The organism is Limosilactobacillus avium, from assembly GCF_947381485.1.
In the GTDB taxonomy this organism is placed as follows: domain Bacteria; phylum Bacillota; class Bacilli; order Lactobacillales; family Lactobacillaceae; genus Limosilactobacillus; species Limosilactobacillus avium.
The window spans coordinates 35,004-54,186 of sequence record NZ_CANCWN010000003.1 but is presented as its reverse complement, the minus strand read 5'-3'; the positions used below and the strand labels follow the sequence as shown (position 1 = coordinate 54,186).

16 protein-coding genes and 1 other annotated feature are annotated in these 19,183 nt (G+C 49.9%); all 16 genes read left to right on the top strand.

Features of this window, described 5'->3' with window-relative positions; all coding sequences use genetic code 11:
* Positions 1 to 77: 77 nt before the first annotated feature.
* Positions 78 to 1,394, top strand: a complete 1,317-nt coding sequence (locus tag QOS01_RS01930) for a bifunctional folylpolyglutamate synthase/dihydrofolate synthase (RefSeq protein WP_283620863.1) — start codon at positions 78 to 80, stop codon at positions 1,392 to 1,394.
* Positions 1,395 to 1,442: 48 nt separating this feature from the next.
* Positions 1,443 to 2,069 carry a JAB domain-containing protein gene (locus QOS01_RS01925; RefSeq protein WP_283620862.1) on the top strand — a complete coding sequence of 209 codons (627 nt, stop codon included), beginning with the start codon at positions 1,443 to 1,445 and terminating at the stop codon, positions 2,067 to 2,069.
* A 152-nt stretch (positions 2,070 to 2,221) separates the two neighbouring features.
* Positions 2,222 to 3,226 carry a rod shape-determining protein gene (locus QOS01_RS01920; protein ID WP_283620861.1) on the top strand — a complete coding sequence of 335 codons (1,005 nt, stop codon included), beginning with the start codon at positions 2,222 to 2,224 and terminating at the stop codon, positions 3,224 to 3,226.
* Positions 3,227 to 3,372: 146 nt separating this feature from the next.
* Positions 3,373 to 4,230: a rod shape-determining protein MreC gene (mreC, locus tag QOS01_RS01915; protein WP_283620860.1), complete on the top strand. Its 858-nt coding sequence runs from the start codon at positions 3,373 to 3,375 to the stop codon at positions 4,228 to 4,230.
* 6 nt (positions 4,231 to 4,236) lie between these two features.
* Positions 4,237 to 4,773, top strand: coding sequence for a rod shape-determining protein MreD (gene mreD / locus QOS01_RS01910; RefSeq protein WP_283620859.1), 537 nt, complete (start codon positions 4,237 to 4,239; stop codon positions 4,771 to 4,773).
* Between the two features lie 48 nt (positions 4,774 to 4,821).
* Positions 4,822 to 5,171: a binding site (T-box leader), on the top strand.
* 75 nt (positions 5,172 to 5,246) lie between these two features.
* Positions 5,247 to 5,894, top strand: a complete 648-nt coding sequence (locus QOS01_RS01905; protein ID WP_283620858.1) for an amino acid ABC transporter permease — start codon at positions 5,247 to 5,249, stop codon at positions 5,892 to 5,894.
* A 12-nt stretch (positions 5,895 to 5,906) separates the two neighbouring features.
* Positions 5,907 to 6,584, top strand: a complete 678-nt coding sequence (locus QOS01_RS01900) for an amino acid ABC transporter ATP-binding protein (RefSeq protein ID WP_283620857.1) — start codon at positions 5,907 to 5,909, stop codon at positions 6,582 to 6,584.
* 21 nt (positions 6,585 to 6,605) lie between these two features.
* On the top strand, positions 6,606 to 7,460 hold the full coding sequence (locus tag QOS01_RS01895; protein ID WP_283620856.1) for an amino acid ABC transporter substrate-binding protein: 855 nt from the start codon (positions 6,606 to 6,608) through the stop codon (positions 7,458 to 7,460).
* 139 nt (positions 7,461 to 7,599) lie between these two features.
* Positions 7,600 to 8,847, top strand: coding sequence for an EF-P 5-aminopentanol modification-associated protein YfmF (gene yfmF, locus QOS01_RS01890; RefSeq protein ID WP_283620855.1), 1,248 nt, complete (start codon positions 7,600 to 7,602; stop codon positions 8,845 to 8,847).
* Positions 8,848 to 8,852: 5 nt separating this feature from the next.
* Positions 8,853 to 10,151, top strand: coding sequence for an EF-P 5-aminopentanol modification-associated protein YfmH (gene yfmH / locus QOS01_RS01885; protein ID WP_283620854.1), 1,299 nt, complete (start codon positions 8,853 to 8,855; stop codon positions 10,149 to 10,151).
* An 85-nt stretch (positions 10,152 to 10,236) separates the two neighbouring features.
* A complete protein-coding gene (locus QOS01_RS01880; RefSeq protein ID WP_283620853.1) occupies positions 10,237 to 11,325 on the top strand; it encodes a helix-turn-helix domain-containing protein in 1,089 nt (362 codons plus the stop codon).
* An 18-nt stretch (positions 11,326 to 11,343) separates the two neighbouring features.
* On the top strand, positions 11,344 to 11,928 hold the full coding sequence (gene pgsA / locus QOS01_RS01875; protein ID WP_283620852.1) for a CDP-diacylglycerol--glycerol-3-phosphate 3-phosphatidyltransferase: 585 nt from the start codon (positions 11,344 to 11,346) through the stop codon (positions 11,926 to 11,928).
* Between the two features lie 124 nt (positions 11,929 to 12,052).
* A complete protein-coding gene (locus tag QOS01_RS01870) occupies positions 12,053 to 13,300 on the top strand; it encodes a competence/damage-inducible protein A (protein WP_283620851.1) in 1,248 nt (415 codons plus the stop codon).
* Positions 13,301 to 13,390: 90 nt separating this feature from the next.
* Positions 13,391 to 14,461, top strand: coding sequence for a recombinase RecA (gene recA, locus QOS01_RS01865; RefSeq protein ID WP_283620850.1), 1,071 nt, complete (start codon positions 13,391 to 13,393; stop codon positions 14,459 to 14,461).
* 398 nt (positions 14,462 to 14,859) lie between these two features.
* Positions 14,860 to 16,383: a ribonuclease Y gene (gene rny, locus QOS01_RS01860; RefSeq protein ID WP_408612420.1), complete on the top strand. Its 1,524-nt coding sequence runs from the start codon at positions 14,860 to 14,862 to the stop codon at positions 16,381 to 16,383.
* Between the two features lie 174 nt (positions 16,384 to 16,557).
* Positions 16,558 to 19,176, top strand: a complete 2,619-nt coding sequence (gene mutS / locus QOS01_RS01855; RefSeq protein WP_283620848.1) for a DNA mismatch repair protein MutS — start codon at positions 16,558 to 16,560, stop codon at positions 19,174 to 19,176.
* Positions 19,177 to 19,183 lie beyond the last annotated feature (7 nt).

Below are 19,183 nucleotides of genomic sequence, written 5' to 3'. Positions count from 1 at the left end.
TGATTTAGAAGGGAGGGTCCTTAGTATCCGGAATTACCGGACACGGGGGCCCTTCGTTTAGTTAAGGGGATGGAAAGATGATTTCAACTTATGAAGAGGCCCTGAACTTCATTCACGGGCGGACCAAGTTTAAAAAAGTACCGACACTAAAACGAATGCGCCGCTTCCTCGATGAACTTGGTAACCCCCAAGCAGGACTAAGGTACATCCACGTGACAGGAACAAACGGCAAGGGGTCGACAGTGGCGATGCTGCGGTCGATGCTTTTAGCCAGTGGCCTGAACGTTGGTAGCTTTACGTCCCCATTCATCACCCGGTTTAATGAACGCATCGAATACAATGCTCAGCAGATTAGTGACGCCGACCTAGTCCGGTTAACCAACCGGGTCAGCAAGGTTGTTGCCAAGTTGGACCAGGAACTACCCACGGGGGGACCAACCGAGTTTGAGATCGATACCGCCATCATGTTTTGCTACATGGCAGAAAAGCAGCCGGATGTTGTCTTGCTGGAGGTCGGAATTGGCGGCCTGTTTGATTCCACAAACGTCATTGTCCCGGCGGTCAGTGTCATTACGACGGTTGGCTGGGACCATATGAAGTACCTCGGCAACACCCTCAAAGAGATTGCCCAACAAAAGGCGGGCATCATCAAGGAACACGTTCCTGTGGTGATTGGGAAGCTGCCGTCAAGTGCGGAGGCGGCAATTATCGCGGATGCGGCTGGTAAAAAGGCCCCCCTCTATAAGCTGGGAACTGACTTTAGTATCCAGAAGGCTGATGACCACCACTTCTTTGCTAAGGTTGACTACCAGGGACTCCAGCTCCGCCACCTTAAGTGTCAGCTCGGCCTCGGGGGCGACTACCAGGTAGAAAACGCCGCGGTTGCCATTACCGCCTTCCAGCTTTTTATGACGGAGCGGGGCTTACCACTTGACAGGTCCGCTGTCATTAAAGGATTAACGACGGTTAAGTGGCCGGGGAGACTGGAGGTAGTTAATCCGCAGCCCCTGGTCCTCTTGGATGGGGCCCACAACCTTCCTGGCATTCAGGCCCTGGTCAAAACGATCCAGGATGACTTCAGTGACCAGGACGTCTACCTATTAGTCGCAATCCTGGCTGACAAACAGTACGAGCTAATGATGGGCGAATTGGCCAGTCTCGGCAATGTCCATATTACCGTCACCAACTTTGCGGGCCCGGGTCCCAAGCGGCCGAGTGCGGACTTGGCGGCGGTTGCAAAACAGGTTAAGAGCCGGTACCCAATTCAGGTTGCAAAAGAGTGGCCACTTGCCTTTCAACAGGTCGCACAGGGGCTCAGTGAGGATGACGTGATGATTGTTACGGGGTCCCTCTACTTTATTTCGGAAGTTCGGCACTTATTTAGTGACAACTAGATCTTTTTCCGTATTTATTCAGTAGGACACTTAAGGAGCTGAATAAATATGTTAGAAGTAATGCACAACGACCGTTACCTGGACCTGCTGGCGAAGGGAATTTGCGCCGATACACCGGAGCGCAACCAGGAACTCGTGATGAAGTTTTGGGAGATGTTCCCAACGTTAACCAGCATCAAAAACATGACTGATGATGAGCGGCGAGCGGTCCTATCTTGGGGCCCAGAGATGCGCTGTTTACTTTCCGCGATGGAGCTCGGTCAGCTGGTCCTAAAGGGGCACCGTGAAATTTTGGGCCACGCGTATTCCAGCATGGCCCTAGGACGGGAAATGATTGACTATTTCTTGGGTGAGGACCAGGAAGGGGTCACGCTAGCGTGTACCGATGTCCACAATGAGATCATTGACTTGAAGACCCTCTTTGTCGGTGGGCAGAGCGAGTGTGTATTGTACCCAGACCGGATCTTTAGCTATGCCCTTCGGCGGTCAGCTAGTGGAATCATCATGATTCACAACCACCCGTCTGGGGATGTGCACCCGTCCGCACAGGACCTGGCGTTTGCCAAACGGCTTGACCGGGGGAGTCGATTGTTAGGACTTAGTCTGCTCGACTTCATGATTGTTGGTCAGGACAGGTACTACAGTTGGCGGGAAAAGCAGCAGGTTCGTCCCTAAAAGTAAAGAAAAGGTAAATATGTGAGCGAAAATTGCGCCCGGAAAGGCTAATAATGTATATTAAAGTTCGTATGTGATGCCTGGCTATGGTATAATATCCACGATATTGATTAAAATTGATTATTAGTCTAAAAACGAAGGGAAGAAGCAGATTGCTAGGAATCGGAACCAAAAATCTTGGAATCGATCTGGGAACCGCCAACACGATTGTCTACCTCGAAGGTAAGGGCATCGTTCTCCGTGAACCATCAGTTGTCGCTCGGAATGCGAAGACAAACGAAGTGATTTCTGTTGGTAGCGACGCACGGGACATGATTGGCCGGACGCCAGAAAGTATTGTTGCTATTCGTCCAATGAAGGACGGTGTGATTGCCGACTACGACACGACCGTTGCAATGATGAAATACTACATCAACAAGGCGCTGGGGAACAGTAACGGCAAGCCTTACGTCATGGTGTGTGTTCCAAGTGGGATTACTGAAGTTGAAAAGCGGGCGGTTATTGACGCCACCCGTGTTGCTGGTGCCCGGGACGCTTATGTCATTGAGGAACCATTTGCGGCCGCAATTGGTGCGGGCCTGCCGGTCATGGATCCTACCGGGAGCATGGTTGTTGACATTGGTGGGGGAACCACCGACGTTGCCACCATCTCCTTAGGGGGGATCGTTTCGAGTCGTTCCATCCGGATGGCTGGTGACAAGATGAACGATGCCATTGTCCAATACGTACGGCAAAACATGAACCTCTTGATTGGGGAACGGACAGCGGAAAAACTCAAGTGGGACGTTGGTTCTGCTTCCGTTGCGGCGGCCGAAGAAATGGGAACCACCGACGTTCGTGGTCGGGACCTGGTAACCGGTTTGCCAAAGACGATGCAGGTCTCTGCTAAGGATGTTTCAACCGCCTTACAAGACGTTGTTGAAAACATCATTAACGCCATTAAGGGAACCCTGGAAGAAACATCACCAGAAATTGCTGCCGATGTTATCGACCACGGAATTGTCTTAACCGGTGGTGGTGCCCTTCTGAAGAACTTGCCCGACGTAATTGCTGATGCCACCAAGGTACCAGTATTTATTGCTAATGACCCGCTGGACTGTGTGTCCATCGGGACTGGGGAGTCCTTGAAGAGTATCGACGTTATGAAGAAGAAGTAAGAAAAGAGAAATGAGTATTGACTAGCTGTATACTACAGCAGGAAATACGTATCATTAGATTTGGCTAGTGATAGGCGGGGCTGGTCGCAAAACGATTTGTTTTGTCTAGCCCCCTTTTATTATCTTGCCCATAATGGAGGATTATCATGCACAAGTTTTTTTCCAATCGCCGGTTGGTTATCATTGTGATAATTCTGGTCGTTTGTTTTGGCTTGATGGCGGGGTCGATTTCACTACGGAACCGGCGGAACACGCCACCGTTAATTCAACAATTTGGTAACGATATTATCGGTTTTGCGGATAGTGCAGTCGCTTTGCCGGTTAACTGGTTGCAGACCAGCTTCAGTTCCGTCAATGACTTGATGAATACTTATTCGGAAAACCGTGAACTAAAACAACAGGTAACCGAACTGGCCCAAACGAAGGTGCGGGACCAAACTCTTGCTCATGAAAACAAGCAGTTGAAGCAGGAGCTGAAACTCGGGAAGTCAATGACGGACTATGATACGGTCACGGCCGCCGTTTTGATGCGGACACCATCCTCTTGGCAGCAACAGTTGGTAATCAACAAGGGGCAGTCAAGTGGAATCAAGAAGAACATGCCGGTAATGAGCGACGGGGGCTTAATTGGCCGGATCATTGAGGTTAACAAGACCAATAGTAAAGTCGAACTGTTGAGTGACACCAATGAGGCTTCCAGCCGGTTTGCTATTTCGATTGGTGGCAAGGGCAACCAGGTTGTGAACGGAATTGTCACCGGCTACAACGCTAACCGGAATGAAATCATCATGGGTCGGGTCAGTTCCAAGGCCAAGATTAAGGTTGGGACGAGAGTTGTTACCAGCGGAATGGGTGGCATCACCCCCAAGGGCCTGTATGTCGGTAAGGTATCACGAATCGGCAAGGATGACTACGGCCTGGCACAAAAGGTTTACATTACCCCGGCAGCTAACTTCAATGACATCAACATCGTTACTGTTGCCGAGAGTGCTTCTCAGGAGTGATCGTTTATGTATCGATTGTCACGATTAAAATATGTTTTCCCGATTGGCCTGTTTGTAAGCCTCTTTCTGGATGGGGCTTTAAGTCACGTCTGGGCGCCCCTGTTCTTCCGGTACCCATATTCAATGATGAGTGAGCTGGTTTTGTTATGGTTAGTATTGGCCTACTTTTTTGAAAACGGGATTGATATTCCGCTAATTCCCTTTGCCATTGCGGTCGGCGTAGTTGCCGATATGTATTCTTCTGGAATCTTAGGCTTATACATGGTCCTTTACCCGTGCATTGTTGCTTTGACCCAGCTATTGGCAAAGTATTTCAGTGGATCATTTTTATCAATGATTATGATCTTTTTTGTTGACATCGTGGCCTTTGCCACCATCAACTACTGGGCCTACTACATGGTGGGGGTCACGAACGCTAACTTTGGTGACTTCTTGGCCTTTTCTTTGGCGCCGACACTGGCTCTCAACCTGGTTTACTTTGTGGTCTTATACTGGCCAATCCAGTCCTTGTTCAATTGGGCAACAACTGAAAATAAAGTTTAATTACCCTTGACAAAGGAGAAAAGTGATTGTAATATACTTACAATCAAGCGAATGACAATGAACAGACTAGTAAAGCATCTTTAATAGCTAAGCGAGTTCCGGTTGATGGGAAGGAACCTATTAAAATACTTGAATCACATCTGTGAGTTGACCTTCTGAAACCAAAGTAGGAAGGTCCGGGGTCGCCCGTTACAGCACAGAGTTTATTTATTGAACTCACTGAGGCCAGCTTTTGTGAGAAAGCTGGTAAGATGAGGTGGAACCGCGGAAACGCCCTCGTAGCCATTATGGCTCGAGGGTGTTTTTTGTTTAACGGGGTTCAATAAATGAACTTAATGAGGCAGTTGCTGTGAGGTAACTGCAAAATGAGGTGGCACCACGAATGATTCGTCCTCTAGAATTACCTGCTTGGTAGTTCTAGAGGATTTTTTGTTTAACGCCGTTCGCGACAGTGGAGAAGGAGGAATTATAATATGTCTTTGCACTACATTTCAGAAATTTTACCATCATTATTCCAGGGGGCGTCGTTAACCCTCCAGATCTTCTTTTGGACGCTAATTGGCTCGTTGCCACTGGGGATCCTCGTTAGCTTGGGGTTGATTTCCAAGATTAAGCCTTTGAAATGGATCCTGGAAATTTATGTTTGGCTGATGCGGGGGACGCCACTGCTGCTCCAGCTGATCTTTGTCTTCTACGGCTTACCAATCATTGGAATTGTCTTCCAACGTTATGACGCAGCCTTGGTTGCCTTCATTCTTAACTACGCGGCCTACTTTGCAGAAATCTTCCGCGGTGGTTTTCAAGCAATTGACGAGGGACAGTTTGAAGCGGCCCGGGTGCTGCGGTTAAGCTACTGGCAGACCCTTCGTAAGATTGTGATCCCCCAAGTAGTCAAGATCGTTATCCCATCAATTGGGAACGAAGTCATCAACCTGGTCAAGGATTCCTCACTGGTTTACGTTATCGGTCTTGGCGACTTGCTGCGGGCCGGAAACGTCGCAACGTCACGGGACGTCACCCTTGTTCCACTGTTACTGGTTGGTCTGATCTACCTGATCTTAGTTGGTATTTGCACGTTAGTATTGCGGAAAGTTGAACAACGGTACGCATACTTCAAGTAGGAGGGTTCAAGCATGTTAGAAGTTAAAGATTTAAGAAAAAGTTTTGGCAGTCGGGTAATTCTCGACAACGTCAACCTGACAGTTAAGGATGGCGAAATCTTAAGTATTGTTGGTCCCTCGGGAGCGGGGAAAACAACCCTGCTCCGGTGCATTACCGGTTTGGAAACGGCAGATAGTGGCCAGTTCCTGATCGATGGGCAGCCATTTGACCCCAAAGGGACGGCGGAGTCAGACCGGGTAATCGGCGTTGTCTTCCAAGAATATAACCTGTTTCCTAACTTGTCGGTGATGGAAAACATTACCCTGGCGCCGGTGATGGTCCTGAAGAAGGATAAGGCTACCGCCCAAAAGATCGCCAAGGGCCTGTTGGATGAACTGGGCTTGGACGATAAGGGCGACCTTTACCCCTACCAGCTATCCGGGGGCCAAAAGCAACGGGTGGCAATTGCCCGGGCCCTGGCGATGAAGCCGAAAATCCTCTGCTATGATGAACCAACCTCCGCCTTGGACCCGACGATGCGGCAAGAAGTTGCGAAGATTATCCTGGGCCTGAAGAAGGACGGGATGACCCAGTTGGTTGTTACCCACGATTTTGACTTTGCCAACAAGATTGCCGATGATATTTTGAAAGTAAAGGCCTTAGATGACTCATTCAAGCAGGTGCAAGACCTTGACCAGGAAAAGGATTAGGAAATAGAGAGGAAGAAGCATATGAAGAAGGTTAAAACAATCTGGTTGCTGATGCTTCTCATTGTTCCGCTGTTTCTTCTCGGCGGTTGTGAAAGTGTAACAACCCGGGCCAATACGCAGGATACCTGGTCACGGATCCAGCGCCGAAAGAAGGTCGTCATTGGGCTGGACGATAGTTTCGTCCCGATGGGCTACCGGCAAAAGAACGGGAAGCTCGTCGGCTATGATATTGACCTTGCTAAGGCGGTCTTTAAGCAATACGGAATCAAGCCAGACTTCCAAACGATTGACTGGTCAATGAAGGAGACCGAGTTGAAGAACGGCACCATTGACCTATTATGGAACGGTTATTCGATTAACCCCAGCCGGGAAAAGAGGGTCGCATTTAGTCGGCCGTACCTCGCTAACCGCCAGGTCCTGGTTACCAAACGGAGTAGCCACATCAATGGGCTGAGCGGGATGGCTGGTAAGGCCCTCGGTGTCCAGAACGGTTCAACCGGGGCGGCGGTCCTGGATGAGAAGCCACGGCTGTTGAAGGATAAGATTAAGGGCAAGAGTGCGGTCCTGTACGATACTTTCCCGGATGCCTTCATTGATCTGAACGCCAACCGAATTCAAGGAATCCTCATGGATGAGGTTTACGCAGACTACTATGTTCAACACCAAAAGAACAAGAACGCCTACAAGGTATACGTTAGCAAGAAGTTGCCGGTAGAATACTTCGGCGTTGGGATGCGGAAGGGTGACAAGACCCTTCGTAAGAAGATCAACCAGGGGCTGGGACACCTGCAAAAGGATGGCCAGTTACGGAAGATTAATGAAAAATGGTTTGGACGGGACAGTAATTTCTTAGGACCAGACAATTATCGGCAGTAACGAAATCGGTGCTCGGTACAAGGTGGTTCACCTTGTGCGGGGGGCCTTTTTTAGTGCTGACTTCGTTTGTAATTTGTGGCCATTTAACGTATCATTATTCAGTATGCAAACGAGCTTTAATAAAGGGGGAACGATACTCGTGCATTATAATCTCGCTCGTGGGGTTAACCTTGACGTTATCCCGACGAAACAGTTTAAGGCAAATCAGATTCTCATTAATTTTACGACGCCCCAGACGCACACTAATGCCACCGCCCGCAACCTCGTGGCCAACGTTCTGGAGACAAGTAGCAAGAAGTACCCGACCCAGACGGCCCTCGCCCGGCGCCTCGCCCAACAGTATGGGACATACATTAGCATGGGGGTCGGCCGGGTTGGCCTGCTTCACACGGTTCGCTTGAAGGCCGGCTTTATTAATGACCAGTTGGCCCATACTAACCTGTTTGATCAGGTAGTTGCCCTGACCCGTGAAATCTTATTTAACCCCCTAGCATTTGATGGGGCCTTTGACCAAGCAACCTTTGCCCGGCAGGCCCATAACCTGAGCGCCACCATCAATAGCTACTATGATGACAAGCAGTTTTGGGCAGCTCGCCGCTTACTGGACCTGTACTACGCCGATGATTCGGTAATGCAAACACCGAGTTTCGGTAAGGCTAGTGAGATTGCTGAGCTGACGGCGCAGAACCTCTACCCGGTTTACCAGTCGATGATTGAGGATGACCGGGTCGATATTTTGGTCATTGGGGACCTTGACGAAGAGGAGGTCGTCAGGGCCATCCAGCAGCTGCCGTTTAACGACCGTCAAATTGACCTCGGCCAGATTATTTATGGCCAGCATCCTTATCGCCAAATCCAGCGCCAGGTTGAGTACCAGCAGCTGAGCCAGGCAAAGCTAAATCTTGGTTACCAGCTACCGATTCATTATGGGCACGCCCTGTACTACGCTGGCCTGGTATTTAACGGCCTTTTTGGGGGCAGCCCGTACTCGAAGTTGTTTACAAATGTTCGTGAAAAGGCAAGTCTTGCTTACTATGCCTCGAGTCGGTTGATGCCTTTCAATGGCTTACTGACGGTGCAAACGGGGATTAAGTCTAGCGACGCCCGCCGGGTTGAGGCACTGATCAACGCGCAACTTAAGGAAGTTCAAGAAGATAATTATAGTGACCAACGACTTAACGAAGTCAAAGCGGGGCTCATCAACCAGTACCGTTCCGGTAATGACCTTGCCGGTAACCTCCTGGAGCGCCAACTAGTTCGTAACCTCCTGGGGGCCCAGCAGGCCGATATTCCGGCAGCGTTTAACGCCGTTACCCGGGAAGAAATCCAGCAGGTCGCCCAGTCACTGAAGCAACAAGCAGTATATTTATTAAGTGGTGAAAATTAAGTTATATGGAAAAGTATTTTTATCAAGACTTTAATCGGTCAACCTACCACCAGCAGTTAGCAAATGGGTTAAACGTTGTCCTAATGCCGATGCCTGGTTTTAACAAGACCTACGCAATGATGACGACCAACTTTGGCTCAATTGATAACTGCTTTGTCCCTTATGGTGGCCAGGAACCCATCCACGTTCCCGACGGGGTGGCACATTTTCTTGAGCATAAGCTTTTTGAAAAGAAGGATTACGACGCCTTTGACCTGTTCGGCAAACTTGGCGCGGACTCGAACGCCTTTACGAGCTTTACCCAGACTAGTTACCTCTTCTCCACGACTAGCCACCTCCATGAAAACGTTGATATTCTCCTCGACTTTGTTCAGCAGCCCTACTTCACCGCCCAGACGGTCCAAAAGGAGCAGGGGATTATCGGCCAGGAGATTCAGATGTATGATGATGATCCAAACTGGCGGCTTTACCTGGGGATGTTGGGCAACCTTTACCCCCATGACCCGATGCACATTGACATTGCCGGGACCGTGGAGTCCATTAGTAAAATTACACCGGAAATCTTGATGGAGAACTACCGGACTTTCTACCAGCCAAGCAACATGACCTTACTACTCGTCGGTAACTTAGATCCGGAGGAGACGATTAAGTGGGTAGCGGCTAACCAGGAGAAAAAGGACTTTGTTCCCCAGGAAAAACCGGATCGGCGGTTTAAACTCAACGACCCGACCGGTAAGGATGTAATTCCCTTCCGTTCCTTAACGATGAATGTCAACCGGCCTAAGGTGATGGTCGGCATTCGCGGGCTGAAATCCTTTGACGATGGGCGGGCCCGGTTAAAGTATAAGCTGGCGGTTGACCTGCTTTTGGACGTCCTGCTGGACGACACGTCCGATAACTATTTGCGCCTCTATGATGAAGGGGTTATTGACGACTCGTTTAGCTATAACCTGGATATGCAAAGGGCGTTTCACTTCGCGTACTTTAGCACGAATACGGACCAGACGGAGAAGTTCGCTGATGAGGTCATGCAGATTCTAGAGGACGCCGACCAGCAGATTGACCAGGCGGCAGCGCGTTTTGAAGGGGTTAAACGCGGTGAGTTAGGTCGGTTAATTGGCCTGCTCGATTCACCAGAGGCGATTGGTAACCGCTATGCCGGCCAGCTTTTTGATGGGGCCAACCTGATGGATGAGGTCCGGATGATGCGGACAATCACCCTTGATGATTTGAAGGCGGCCGCTGCCGACTTCATCAATCCGGATGGCATGTCGGTTTACCAAATCGTGCCCCAGCACCAATAATATATTTTTCTTAACTTTTACATTTGGACCATCATGATATAATGTCCAATGAGATAGAAACTGATTTTTAATTGGAGATAAGATAATGAGTGAAAATGACAGCGAACAACAAGTAAAAATTGGTAAAAAGCTGCAGAGTGCTCGTCAGGCTAAGGGCTACACACTAGATGACCTGCAGCAAATTACCAAAATTCAAAAGCGGTACTTAATTGCGATTGAAGACGAAAAATTTGATGAACTGCCAGGCGACTTCTACGTCCGTGCATTCATTAAGCAGTATGCTAATACCGTGGGTTTAAACGGCGAAGAATTGCTTCGTGAATACGACGATGACTTGCCAAAGACCAAGACGGCCGAATATTCTGATCACATTTCGCAAGCCGTCGAAACGCGGGCTAGCCAGCGTAAGACCGTCAGTAACGGTGTCAGTAAGGCGCGCCAGTACCTGCCGACCGTCATCATTGCCTGTGTGATTATTGTTGTCCTCGCGGCAATTTGGATAACCGCAATTGCTCGTAGTCACCGTGATAACTCAACGCGGATTGACAACAGCTCCGTTTCCGTTTCCGGCGAAAGCAAGAAACACTCATCTTCCGTTAAGAAGAAGGCGGCACCAAAGAAGACCAGTACGGCGATTAAGCTTAAGGAAACTAGTCGGACCGCAACGAGTGTTGTTTACAACGCCAATAAGCTGAAGAGCAAGACTAACCTGCAGTTCCAGACTAGCGCCAGCTCTGTCGTCCGGGTTTTGGATAATAACAATACCGTTTTGAACCGGACACTGAATACTAACGGGAAGGCAAGCGTTGCCGTTAGCCGCGACACGAACTCCTTAGTAATTACCGTTACTAACCCCGCAGCTACTAAGATCAAGATTGGCAATCAGACCATCAACTTTACCAACAATGGTCGTAACCAAAACGTGCGGACAATTACGATCAACTTTGGTAAGCAGTCAACGAGTAGTAGCAGTTCGTCAAGCACGGCTAGCCGGACCAGCAGTACGGTAACAAACAACCGGACAACGAACACGACCAACACGGGTACCTCATCGGTCAACACTGGTAACCGTCAACAGCAGACAACCACGACTACGCCAGCAACGACCCGGTCGACGACCACAACTAGTCAGACCCAGCAGCCGGCAGCCACTACGACAACGACCACGCGTTAAAACTATGGAGGAATAAAATTGAATTTACCTAATAAGTTAACTGTTGTCCGTTTAATAATTATCCCGTTTTTCTTGTTGCTGATGGTTCTGCCCTTTTCCTGGGGGAGTGTCACCTTTTGGGGAGCAACAATTCCGTTGGCCCAACTGATTGCGGCAATCCTCTTTATTGCGGCGACCATTACTGATAACCTGGACGGCCGGATTGCCCGGAAGAACCACCTGGTTACTAACTTCGGGAAGTTTACCGACCCTTTGGCCGACAAGCTCCTGGTAATGACTGCTTTTATCGTTTTGACGGGGAACCAAGTTGTCCCTGCCTGGGTAACGTCAATTATTATTTGGCGTGAGCTTGCGGTTACGGGTCTCCGGCTGCTGCTGGTTGAACAGGATGGAATTGTCTTGGCCGCTAAGATGCCGGGGAAAATCAAGACGACCACACAATTTATTGCGATCATCTTCCTGCTCTTAAACAACGTGATCTTTGCCATTTGGAATATTCCGTTTGGCCAAATCATGCTCTACATCTGCCTGTTCTTCACCATTTACTCGGGTGTTGATTACTTTATTCAGGGTCGGGATGTCTTTTCTGATGGATTTAAATAAACGTATTTTTGGCGGCGACTGGGGAAATAATCTTTTCTCCGGTCCCTTTTTTAATTGATGCCGTTATACAATTGTTGGTGAGAAAACAACCCGTTTGCGTATTTAATATTTAGGAGGTTAAAAAATGAATGCCGAGATTATTTCTGTGGGAACAGAACTGGTACTGGGACAAGTTGTCAACACAAATGTCCCCCTGCTAGCTAAGACACTGGCAAAGCTTGATATTGCTGCCCCATACCAGGTGACAATCAAGGATGAGCGCCAGCAGATTGAAGATGCAATTGAGGCGGCCTGGCGCCGGGCCGACTTGATCTTTGTCTGTGGGGGCCTGGGGCCAACGGCTGATGATGTGACGCTGAAGAGTACCGCGGCTGCCCTTAATACGACCCTGACGACTGATCAGGACCACTGGCAGTGGATTAAGCAGGTCTTTAAGAGGCGGCAGATCAAACTGCTTAACGAGAATATTCAGCAGGCCCGTTACCTAACTGGCGGTCAGCCGCTGGAAAATCCAGTTGGTCTGGCCCTGGGCAGCTGGTACCCAACTGATGGTCGCGTTGTGGTAGTTTTGCCCGGGCCACCAGCCGAATTTAAGGTCATGCTGGAAAAAAGTGTTGAGCCCCGTCTGGTTGCAACCTTTGGCAGTGGTCGGCAGATTGCCAGCCGGACGATGAACTTTCTTGGCCGGCCGGAATCAACCTTGATGGAAGAAATTGGTGAAGCAACTAAGAAGTTTAGTCAAGTTACTGTGACATCCTACGTCCAGCCGAGCCGGATCCAGGTCCGGTTGACGGTTCCGGACTTATCTGCTGAAGAAGCTGAGCGGGTTTTAGGGGAAACGGCGGACGCCATCTTAAAGGTTGATCGTCCGTATTTCTTCGGCTTTGGTGATGACTGCTCGTTAGTCGACCAGGTTGTCAGTCTCCTTAAAAAACAGGGAAAGACGATTACGGGGGCGGAGAGCCTGACTGGGGGGATGTTCCAAAGCACAATCTGCTCTGTTCCCGGGGCATCGAATGTCTTTAACGGGGGCTTCGTTACCTACGCAGCCGGTGCTAAGGAGAAGCTGCTCGGCATTGCACCCGAAGTCATTAACCAACACGGGGTCGTAAGTGCTGAAACCGCCCGGGCGATGGCCGAAAATAGTCGGGAGAAACTGGATGCCGACTTTGGCCTGGCTTTTACGGGGGTTGCCGGTCCCGATGCACTTGAAGGTCAAGTAGCGGGGACGGTTTGGCTCGGCCTGGCCATTCGGGGACAACAAACGCAGACCAAGCTTTTGCACCTGGCAGAATACAGTGGCCGGCAGGAGATTCGGAACCTCAGCGTCCAGTACGGACTACAGATGGTTTACCAGCAGTTACGGGGGTAATCGAACCATTGTTCGCATTTTTCTTGTTTTTTAACCTAAAAACTGGTATTGTTAATTGACGGATAAGACCTTGTAAAGGAGGAATTTAATTTGGCAGACCAGCGTAAGGCAGCACTGGATGTTGCACTGAAAAAGATTGAAAAGAACTTTGGAAAAGGTTCAATCATGCGCATGGGTGATGCCGCTGACATGAAGATTGCCACAATTTCTAGTGGCTCTTTGGCCATTGATAAGGCCCTTGGTGTCGGTGGTTACCCACGTGGTCGAATTGTTGAAATCTACGGCCCGGAAAGTTCTGGGAAGACAACGGTTGCCCTGCACGCCGTGGCGGAAGTCCAACGGCAGGGTGGCACGGCCGCTTACATTGACGCCGAAAATGCCCTTGACCCGCAATACGCCGAAGCATTGGGTGTCGATGTGGATAACCTATTATTGTCACAACCCGATACTGGTGAAGAAGGGTTAGCGATTGCTGATGCCCTGATTGCCAGTGGGGCGGTAGACCTGGTCGTTATTGACTCGGTCGCTGCTCTGGTACCCCAAGCCGAAATTGACGGTGATATGGGGGATGCCCACGTCGGCTTACAGGCGCGGTTGATGTCACAAGCCCTGCGGAAGCTGTCTGGTGAGATCAACAAGACGAAGACAATCGCAATCTTCATCAACCAGATTCGTGAAAAGGTCGGCGTAATGTTTGGTAACCCTGAAACGACGACCGGTGGCCGGGCCCTAAAGTTCTACTCCACCATCCGGATGGAAATTCGGCGTGCCGAGCAGATCAAGAACGGGACAGACGTCATCGGTAATAAGGCCCGGGTAAAGATCGTCAAGAACAAGGTTGCTCCACCGTTCAAGCGGTGTGAAGTTGATATCATGTACGGTGAAGGGATTTCCAAGACTGGGGAACTCCTCGACATGGCCGTTGAAAAGGACCTTGTCAACAAGAGTGGTGCGTGGTATTCATACGGCAACGAACGGATTGGTCAGGGGCGTGAAAACGCCAAGAAGTGGCTGGCAGACCACCCAGAAAGCATGAACGAACTTATGAATAAGGTCCGGGTTGCTTACGGGATGAAGCCACTGGATGACCAGAAGACCGATGGCGAGGACGCCAAGGGCTCCAACCAGCAGGAAACAATTGAAGAAGCCAGTAAAAACTAATTAGGGCCCATGAGCGGTCGCCAAATTAGTTAGGACACGCGAATTTAAGTGGCTGGGAGAAAACAATATGTTCTCCCCAGCCACTTTTACTTACCGGAAGTTGCAACCTGGTGACGGGAAAGGTGCGCGTCATGAAGCGTTGGCTAACTACGAACTAAAACCACTGTTTGCGGTGTCGACCACCGTTTTAAGTTCGGTATTCTGGCCGGCAGGAAACTTATTTCCCACTGGGTTATTTTTAAATGTTAAGTAGTTGACAACTACTCTTCCGCAAGCTTAAAATTTAATCTGTGTGGTGCATTTTTTGCACGACACGGTGAAAATAATTAACCAACCAACAACAAAATAGTTGAAGCGGGGGTGAAATAGTGCAGTTATTAATTTTCGCCGCGCTTTCTATGGTTGTCGGTCTTATTATTGGCTATATTGTTCGCAAAGCCAGTTACGAAAAGAAACTGGCGGCAGCACACCAGACTGCTGAGGAAATCATTTCAACAGCCAAGACGAAAGCGGAAACGGCGAAAAAGGAATCAATCCTGGAAGCAAAGGACGAGAGTCACCGCTACCGTGAAAGCGTTGAAAATGAACTAAAGCAACGCCGGAACGAAATTCAGCGGCAAGAAGACCGCTTGCTCCAGCGAGAGACCAGCCTTGACCACAAGGATACCGCCTTGGAAAAGCGGGAGACCGCACTTGGCAACCGAGAACACAAGGTTGACCAGCTGACGGAAAAGCTTCACCGTCAGCAGCAGGTCGCCGACGATTTAGTCGACCAGCGGCAGGCGGAATTGGAAAAGGTTGCGCAAATGTCTCATGACGATGCCAAGCAGCAACTCTTGGATGAGATGAAGGATAAGCTGAAGACTGAACGTGAGGTTATGATCAGGGACAGTGAACAACAGGCAGAGATGACTGCTGATCGGAACGCTAAGAAACTGATTGTGGAAGCAATTCAGCGGAGTGCTGCGGATGTTGTTTCGGAGGCAACGGTTTCGGTTGTCAACTTGCCAAATGACGACATGAAGGGCCGCATCATCGGTCGGGAAGGCCGGAACATCCGGACCCTGGAAACCTTAACCGGGATTGACTTGATCATTGATGATACTCCGGAAGCAGTGGTCCTCAGTGGCTTTGATCCTGTCCGGCGTGAAATTGCCAAGATCGCATTAGAGAAGCTAATTCAGGATGGTCGGATTCATCCAGCACGGATTGAAGAGGCCGTTGAAAAGGCGCGGAAGCAGATGGATAGCCAGCTCAGGGAGACCGGTGAACAGGCCCTCTTTGACCTTGGAATCCACTCGATGCACCCGGACCTGATTAAGACGGTTGGCCGGATGAAGTACCGGACGAGTTACGGTCAAAACGTCCTGGACCACTCGATAGAAGTTGCCAAGCTTGCGGGAATTATGGCAAGTGAGCTTGGGGAGGATGTTGCCCTTGCCAAACGGGCCGGGCTCCTTCACGATATTGGGAAGGCAATTGACCACGAAGTCGATGGTTCCCACGTTGAGTTAGGAGTTGAATTAGCCCGGAAGTACAAGGAAAACAAGGTTGTAGTCAATACGATTGCATCCCACCACGGTGATGTTCCAGCGGGTTCAGTAATTGCGGTCCTTGTTCAAGCCGCCGACGCCATTTCTGGTGCCCGGCCGGGGGCCAGAAGCGAGTCCTTGGAACAATACATCCAGCGGTTGAAGAAGCTGGAAGGCATAGCTAATAGTTATGATGGTGTCGACCATAGTTTTGCAATTCAAGCTGGTCGTGAATTACGGGTAATTGTTAAGCCAAAGAAGATTTCGGACCTTCAGGCAACAACTTTGGCCCACGATATTAAGCAGAAAATTGAACAACAACTAGAATACCCTGGTCACATCAAGGTGACCGTTATTCGTGAAGTACGGGCAATTGATTATGCTAAATAGGGCTGTACCCGTTATGCAGACTGAAAAAGAGGTTGTGGACTTTTCCCAGCCTCTTTTGAGTTTAAAGTAAAGGCAGTTTATCCCCGGAAGCTTGCACTGGTCAGGGGCAAAAAATATAATTAGACTGTGTGAATATGGACGTATGAGTGAAATTTATTAATGAGGTGAACCTTTGTGGCCAAAAAATTAACACCGATGATGGAACAGTACCAAAAAGTGAAGGACCAGTACCCGGACGCCTTCCTTTTTTACCGTCTCGGAGACTTTTATGAGCTTTTTAATGATGATGCGGTCAAGGGGGCCCAGCTGTTGGAACTAACGCTGACCACCCGGAACCACAGTGCGAAGAACCCGATTCCCATGTGTGGGGTTCCACACCGGGCGGTTGATAGTTACGTTGATATCTTAATTGATAAGGGGTATAAGGTTGCCATCTGCGAGCAAATGGAGGACCCCAAGAAGGCTAAGGGAATGGTAAAGCGGGCGGTAACCCGACTGGTGACTCCGGGAACCCAGATGGATTTGAACGGTGATCAGGCCCGTAACAATAACTACCTGACGGCAATTAGTGAAAAAAATGGCCAGTTTAGCCTGGCCTACACAGACCTCTCGACGGGGGAGTTGAAGACCACCACCTTTGATAGTGTCAACGGGGTCTTAAATGAGTTAATCAACTTGCAGAGTAAGGAAGTTGTCAGCGCTGGTGACCTGCCGGACGAACTGTTAGCAGCCTTCAAGAAGCGGCACATCCTCCTATCCAAGCAGGAAAAGATTCTCAAGCAAGCGGAGATTAGTTACCTGACCCAGGACCTCCAGGATGAGGGGCAGAAATACGTTGTCAGTCTCCTGGTGTCCTACCTGCTGACGACCCAGAAACGATCACTTGCGCACATGCAACGGGCCATTTCCTACCGCGCTAACGCCTTCATGAAGATTGACCACTATTCCAAAACTAACCTGGAATTAATGACGAACATGCGTAGCGGGAAGCGCCAGGGAACCCTGTCCTGGCTCCTCGATGAAACGAAGACTGCCATGGGGAGCCGACTTTTGAAGCAGTGGATTGACCGTCCGTTGATTGACCCCCAGGCAATTGCAGAACGACAGGATAAGGTTGAGGAGCTGCTAAACCACTACTTTGAGCGAAGCAATATCCAGCAGGAGCTGATCAAGGTTTATGATCTTGAGCGGCTGGCTGGCCGGGTCGCCTACGGAAGTGTCAATGGTCGGGACTTGATCCAGCTAAAGACCTCCCTCCAGCAGGTTCCCAAGATCAAGTACGTCTTAGAAACCCTTGATTCACCGGCCTTTGAAAATCTGACTACCCGTCTAGATCCGTTGAGTGATATTGCTGGCCTGATTGACCAGGCGATTGTGGAAGAACCACCAATTGCGGTCACTGACGGTGGGGTGATCAAGGATGGCTATAACGACCAACTTGATAAATACCGGGACGCCATGAACAATGGCAAGCAGTGGATTGCCGACCTGCAGACCCAGGAACGGCAGGTTACCGGGATTAATAACCTGAAGATCGGTTACAACCACGTCTTCGGCTACTACATTGAAGTCACCAAGGTTAACCTCGACAAGATTCCACGGGACCGTTACGAGCGTAAGCAGACCCTGGTTAACGCTGAACGGTTCTCTACCCCAGAACTAAAGGAAAAGGAGGCCCTCATCCTGGGGGCCCAGGAGAAGTCGGTAGCCCTGGAATACGACCTCTTTGTCAAAATTCGCGAACAGGTGAAGGGGCAGATTAAACGGCTCCAAAAGCTTGCTAAGGCCCTTTCTGAGTTGGATGTCTTGCAGAGTTTCGCAGTGGTCAGTGAAGACTACCACTTTGTCCGGCCACAGATGAACACCGGCCATAACTTGCAGATCAAGGATGGCCGCCACCCGGTTGTTGAAAAGTTTATGGGCCACCAGGAGTACGTCCCCAATGACGTCAAAATGGGTGACAACACGGATATTTTACTCATTACGGGTCCTAACATGTCCGGGAAGAGTACCTACATGCGGCAATTGGCTTTAACCGCGGTAATGGCCCAGATCGGCTGCTTTGTGCCCGCCAGCCAGGCAGAATTGCCAATTTTTGACCAGATCTTCACCCGGATTGGGGCGGCTGATGACCTGATTTCTGGGGAAAGTACCTTTATGGTGGAAATGATGGAGGCCAATAACGCCCTCAGTCACGCCACCGACCGCAGCCTGATCCTCTTTGATGAGATTGGCCGGGGAACTGCCACCTATGATGGGATGGCCCTTGCCCAGGCAATCATTGAATATCTGCATGAGCACGTCCGTGCCAAGACCCTTTTCTCGACCCACTACCACGAATTGACCAGCCTGGAAAAGACCTTACCCCGGTTAAAGAACGTCCACGTGGGGGCGACCGAGAAGAACGGCGAGCTGGTTTTCCTGCACAAGGTTAGTGCGGGTCCGGCCGATAAATCATACGGGATCCACGTTGCCAAGTTAGCGGGCATGCCAACAACCCTGTTGAATCGGGCCGATGAGATTTTGAAGGGACTGGAACACCAGGATGTTCAGCTGACGGTTAAAAAGGCCGATCACAAAGACCGGGTCAAGGAAGCGCAACCCCAAGAAAAGCCCGCGGCGCCGGCGGTGGAATCAAATGGTCAGCTGGAGTTGTTCCAACCGCAACCCAGCCGTAAAAGTAATCGCAAGGGCCAAAAGATCCTTCACCAGTTAAAGGAATTGAACCTGATGGGGATGACGCCGATGGAAGTTATGAACCAGCTCTATGAATTGCAGCAGAAGCTAAAGTGAGGTGGAC

Excerpts from the sequence above, each read along its gene's own strand:
- QOS01_RS01930 (WP_283620863.1), top strand. The coding sequence starts at position 78 with ATGATTTCAACTTATGAAGAGGCCCTGAACTTCATTCACGGGCGGACC.
- QOS01_RS01925 (WP_283620862.1), top strand. The coding sequence starts at position 1,443 with ATGTTAGAAGTAATGCACAACGACCGTTACCTGGACCTGCTGGCGAAG.
- mreC (WP_283620860.1), top strand. The coding sequence starts at position 3,373 with ATGCACAAGTTTTTTTCCAATCGCCGGTTGGTTATCATTGTGATAATT.
- mreD (WP_283620859.1), top strand. The coding sequence starts at position 4,237 with ATGTATCGATTGTCACGATTAAAATATGTTTTCCCGATTGGCCTGTTT.
- QOS01_RS01905 (WP_283620858.1), top strand. The coding sequence starts at position 5,247 with ATGTCTTTGCACTACATTTCAGAAATTTTACCATCATTATTCCAGGGG.
- QOS01_RS01900 (WP_283620857.1), top strand. The coding sequence starts at position 5,907 with ATGTTAGAAGTTAAAGATTTAAGAAAAAGTTTTGGCAGTCGGGTAATT.
- QOS01_RS01895 (WP_283620856.1), top strand. The coding sequence starts at position 6,606 with ATGAAGAAGGTTAAAACAATCTGGTTGCTGATGCTTCTCATTGTTCCG.
- yfmH (WP_283620854.1), top strand. The coding sequence starts at position 8,853 with ATGGAAAAGTATTTTTATCAAGACTTTAATCGGTCAACCTACCACCAG.
- QOS01_RS01880 (WP_283620853.1), top strand. The coding sequence starts at position 10,237 with ATGAGTGAAAATGACAGCGAACAACAAGTAAAAATTGGTAAAAAGCTG.
- QOS01_RS01870 (WP_283620851.1), top strand. The coding sequence starts at position 12,053 with ATGAATGCCGAGATTATTTCTGTGGGAACAGAACTGGTACTGGGACAA.
- rny (WP_408612420.1), top strand. The coding sequence starts at position 14,860 with ATGGTTGTCGGTCTTATTATTGGCTATATTGTTCGCAAAGCCAGTTAC.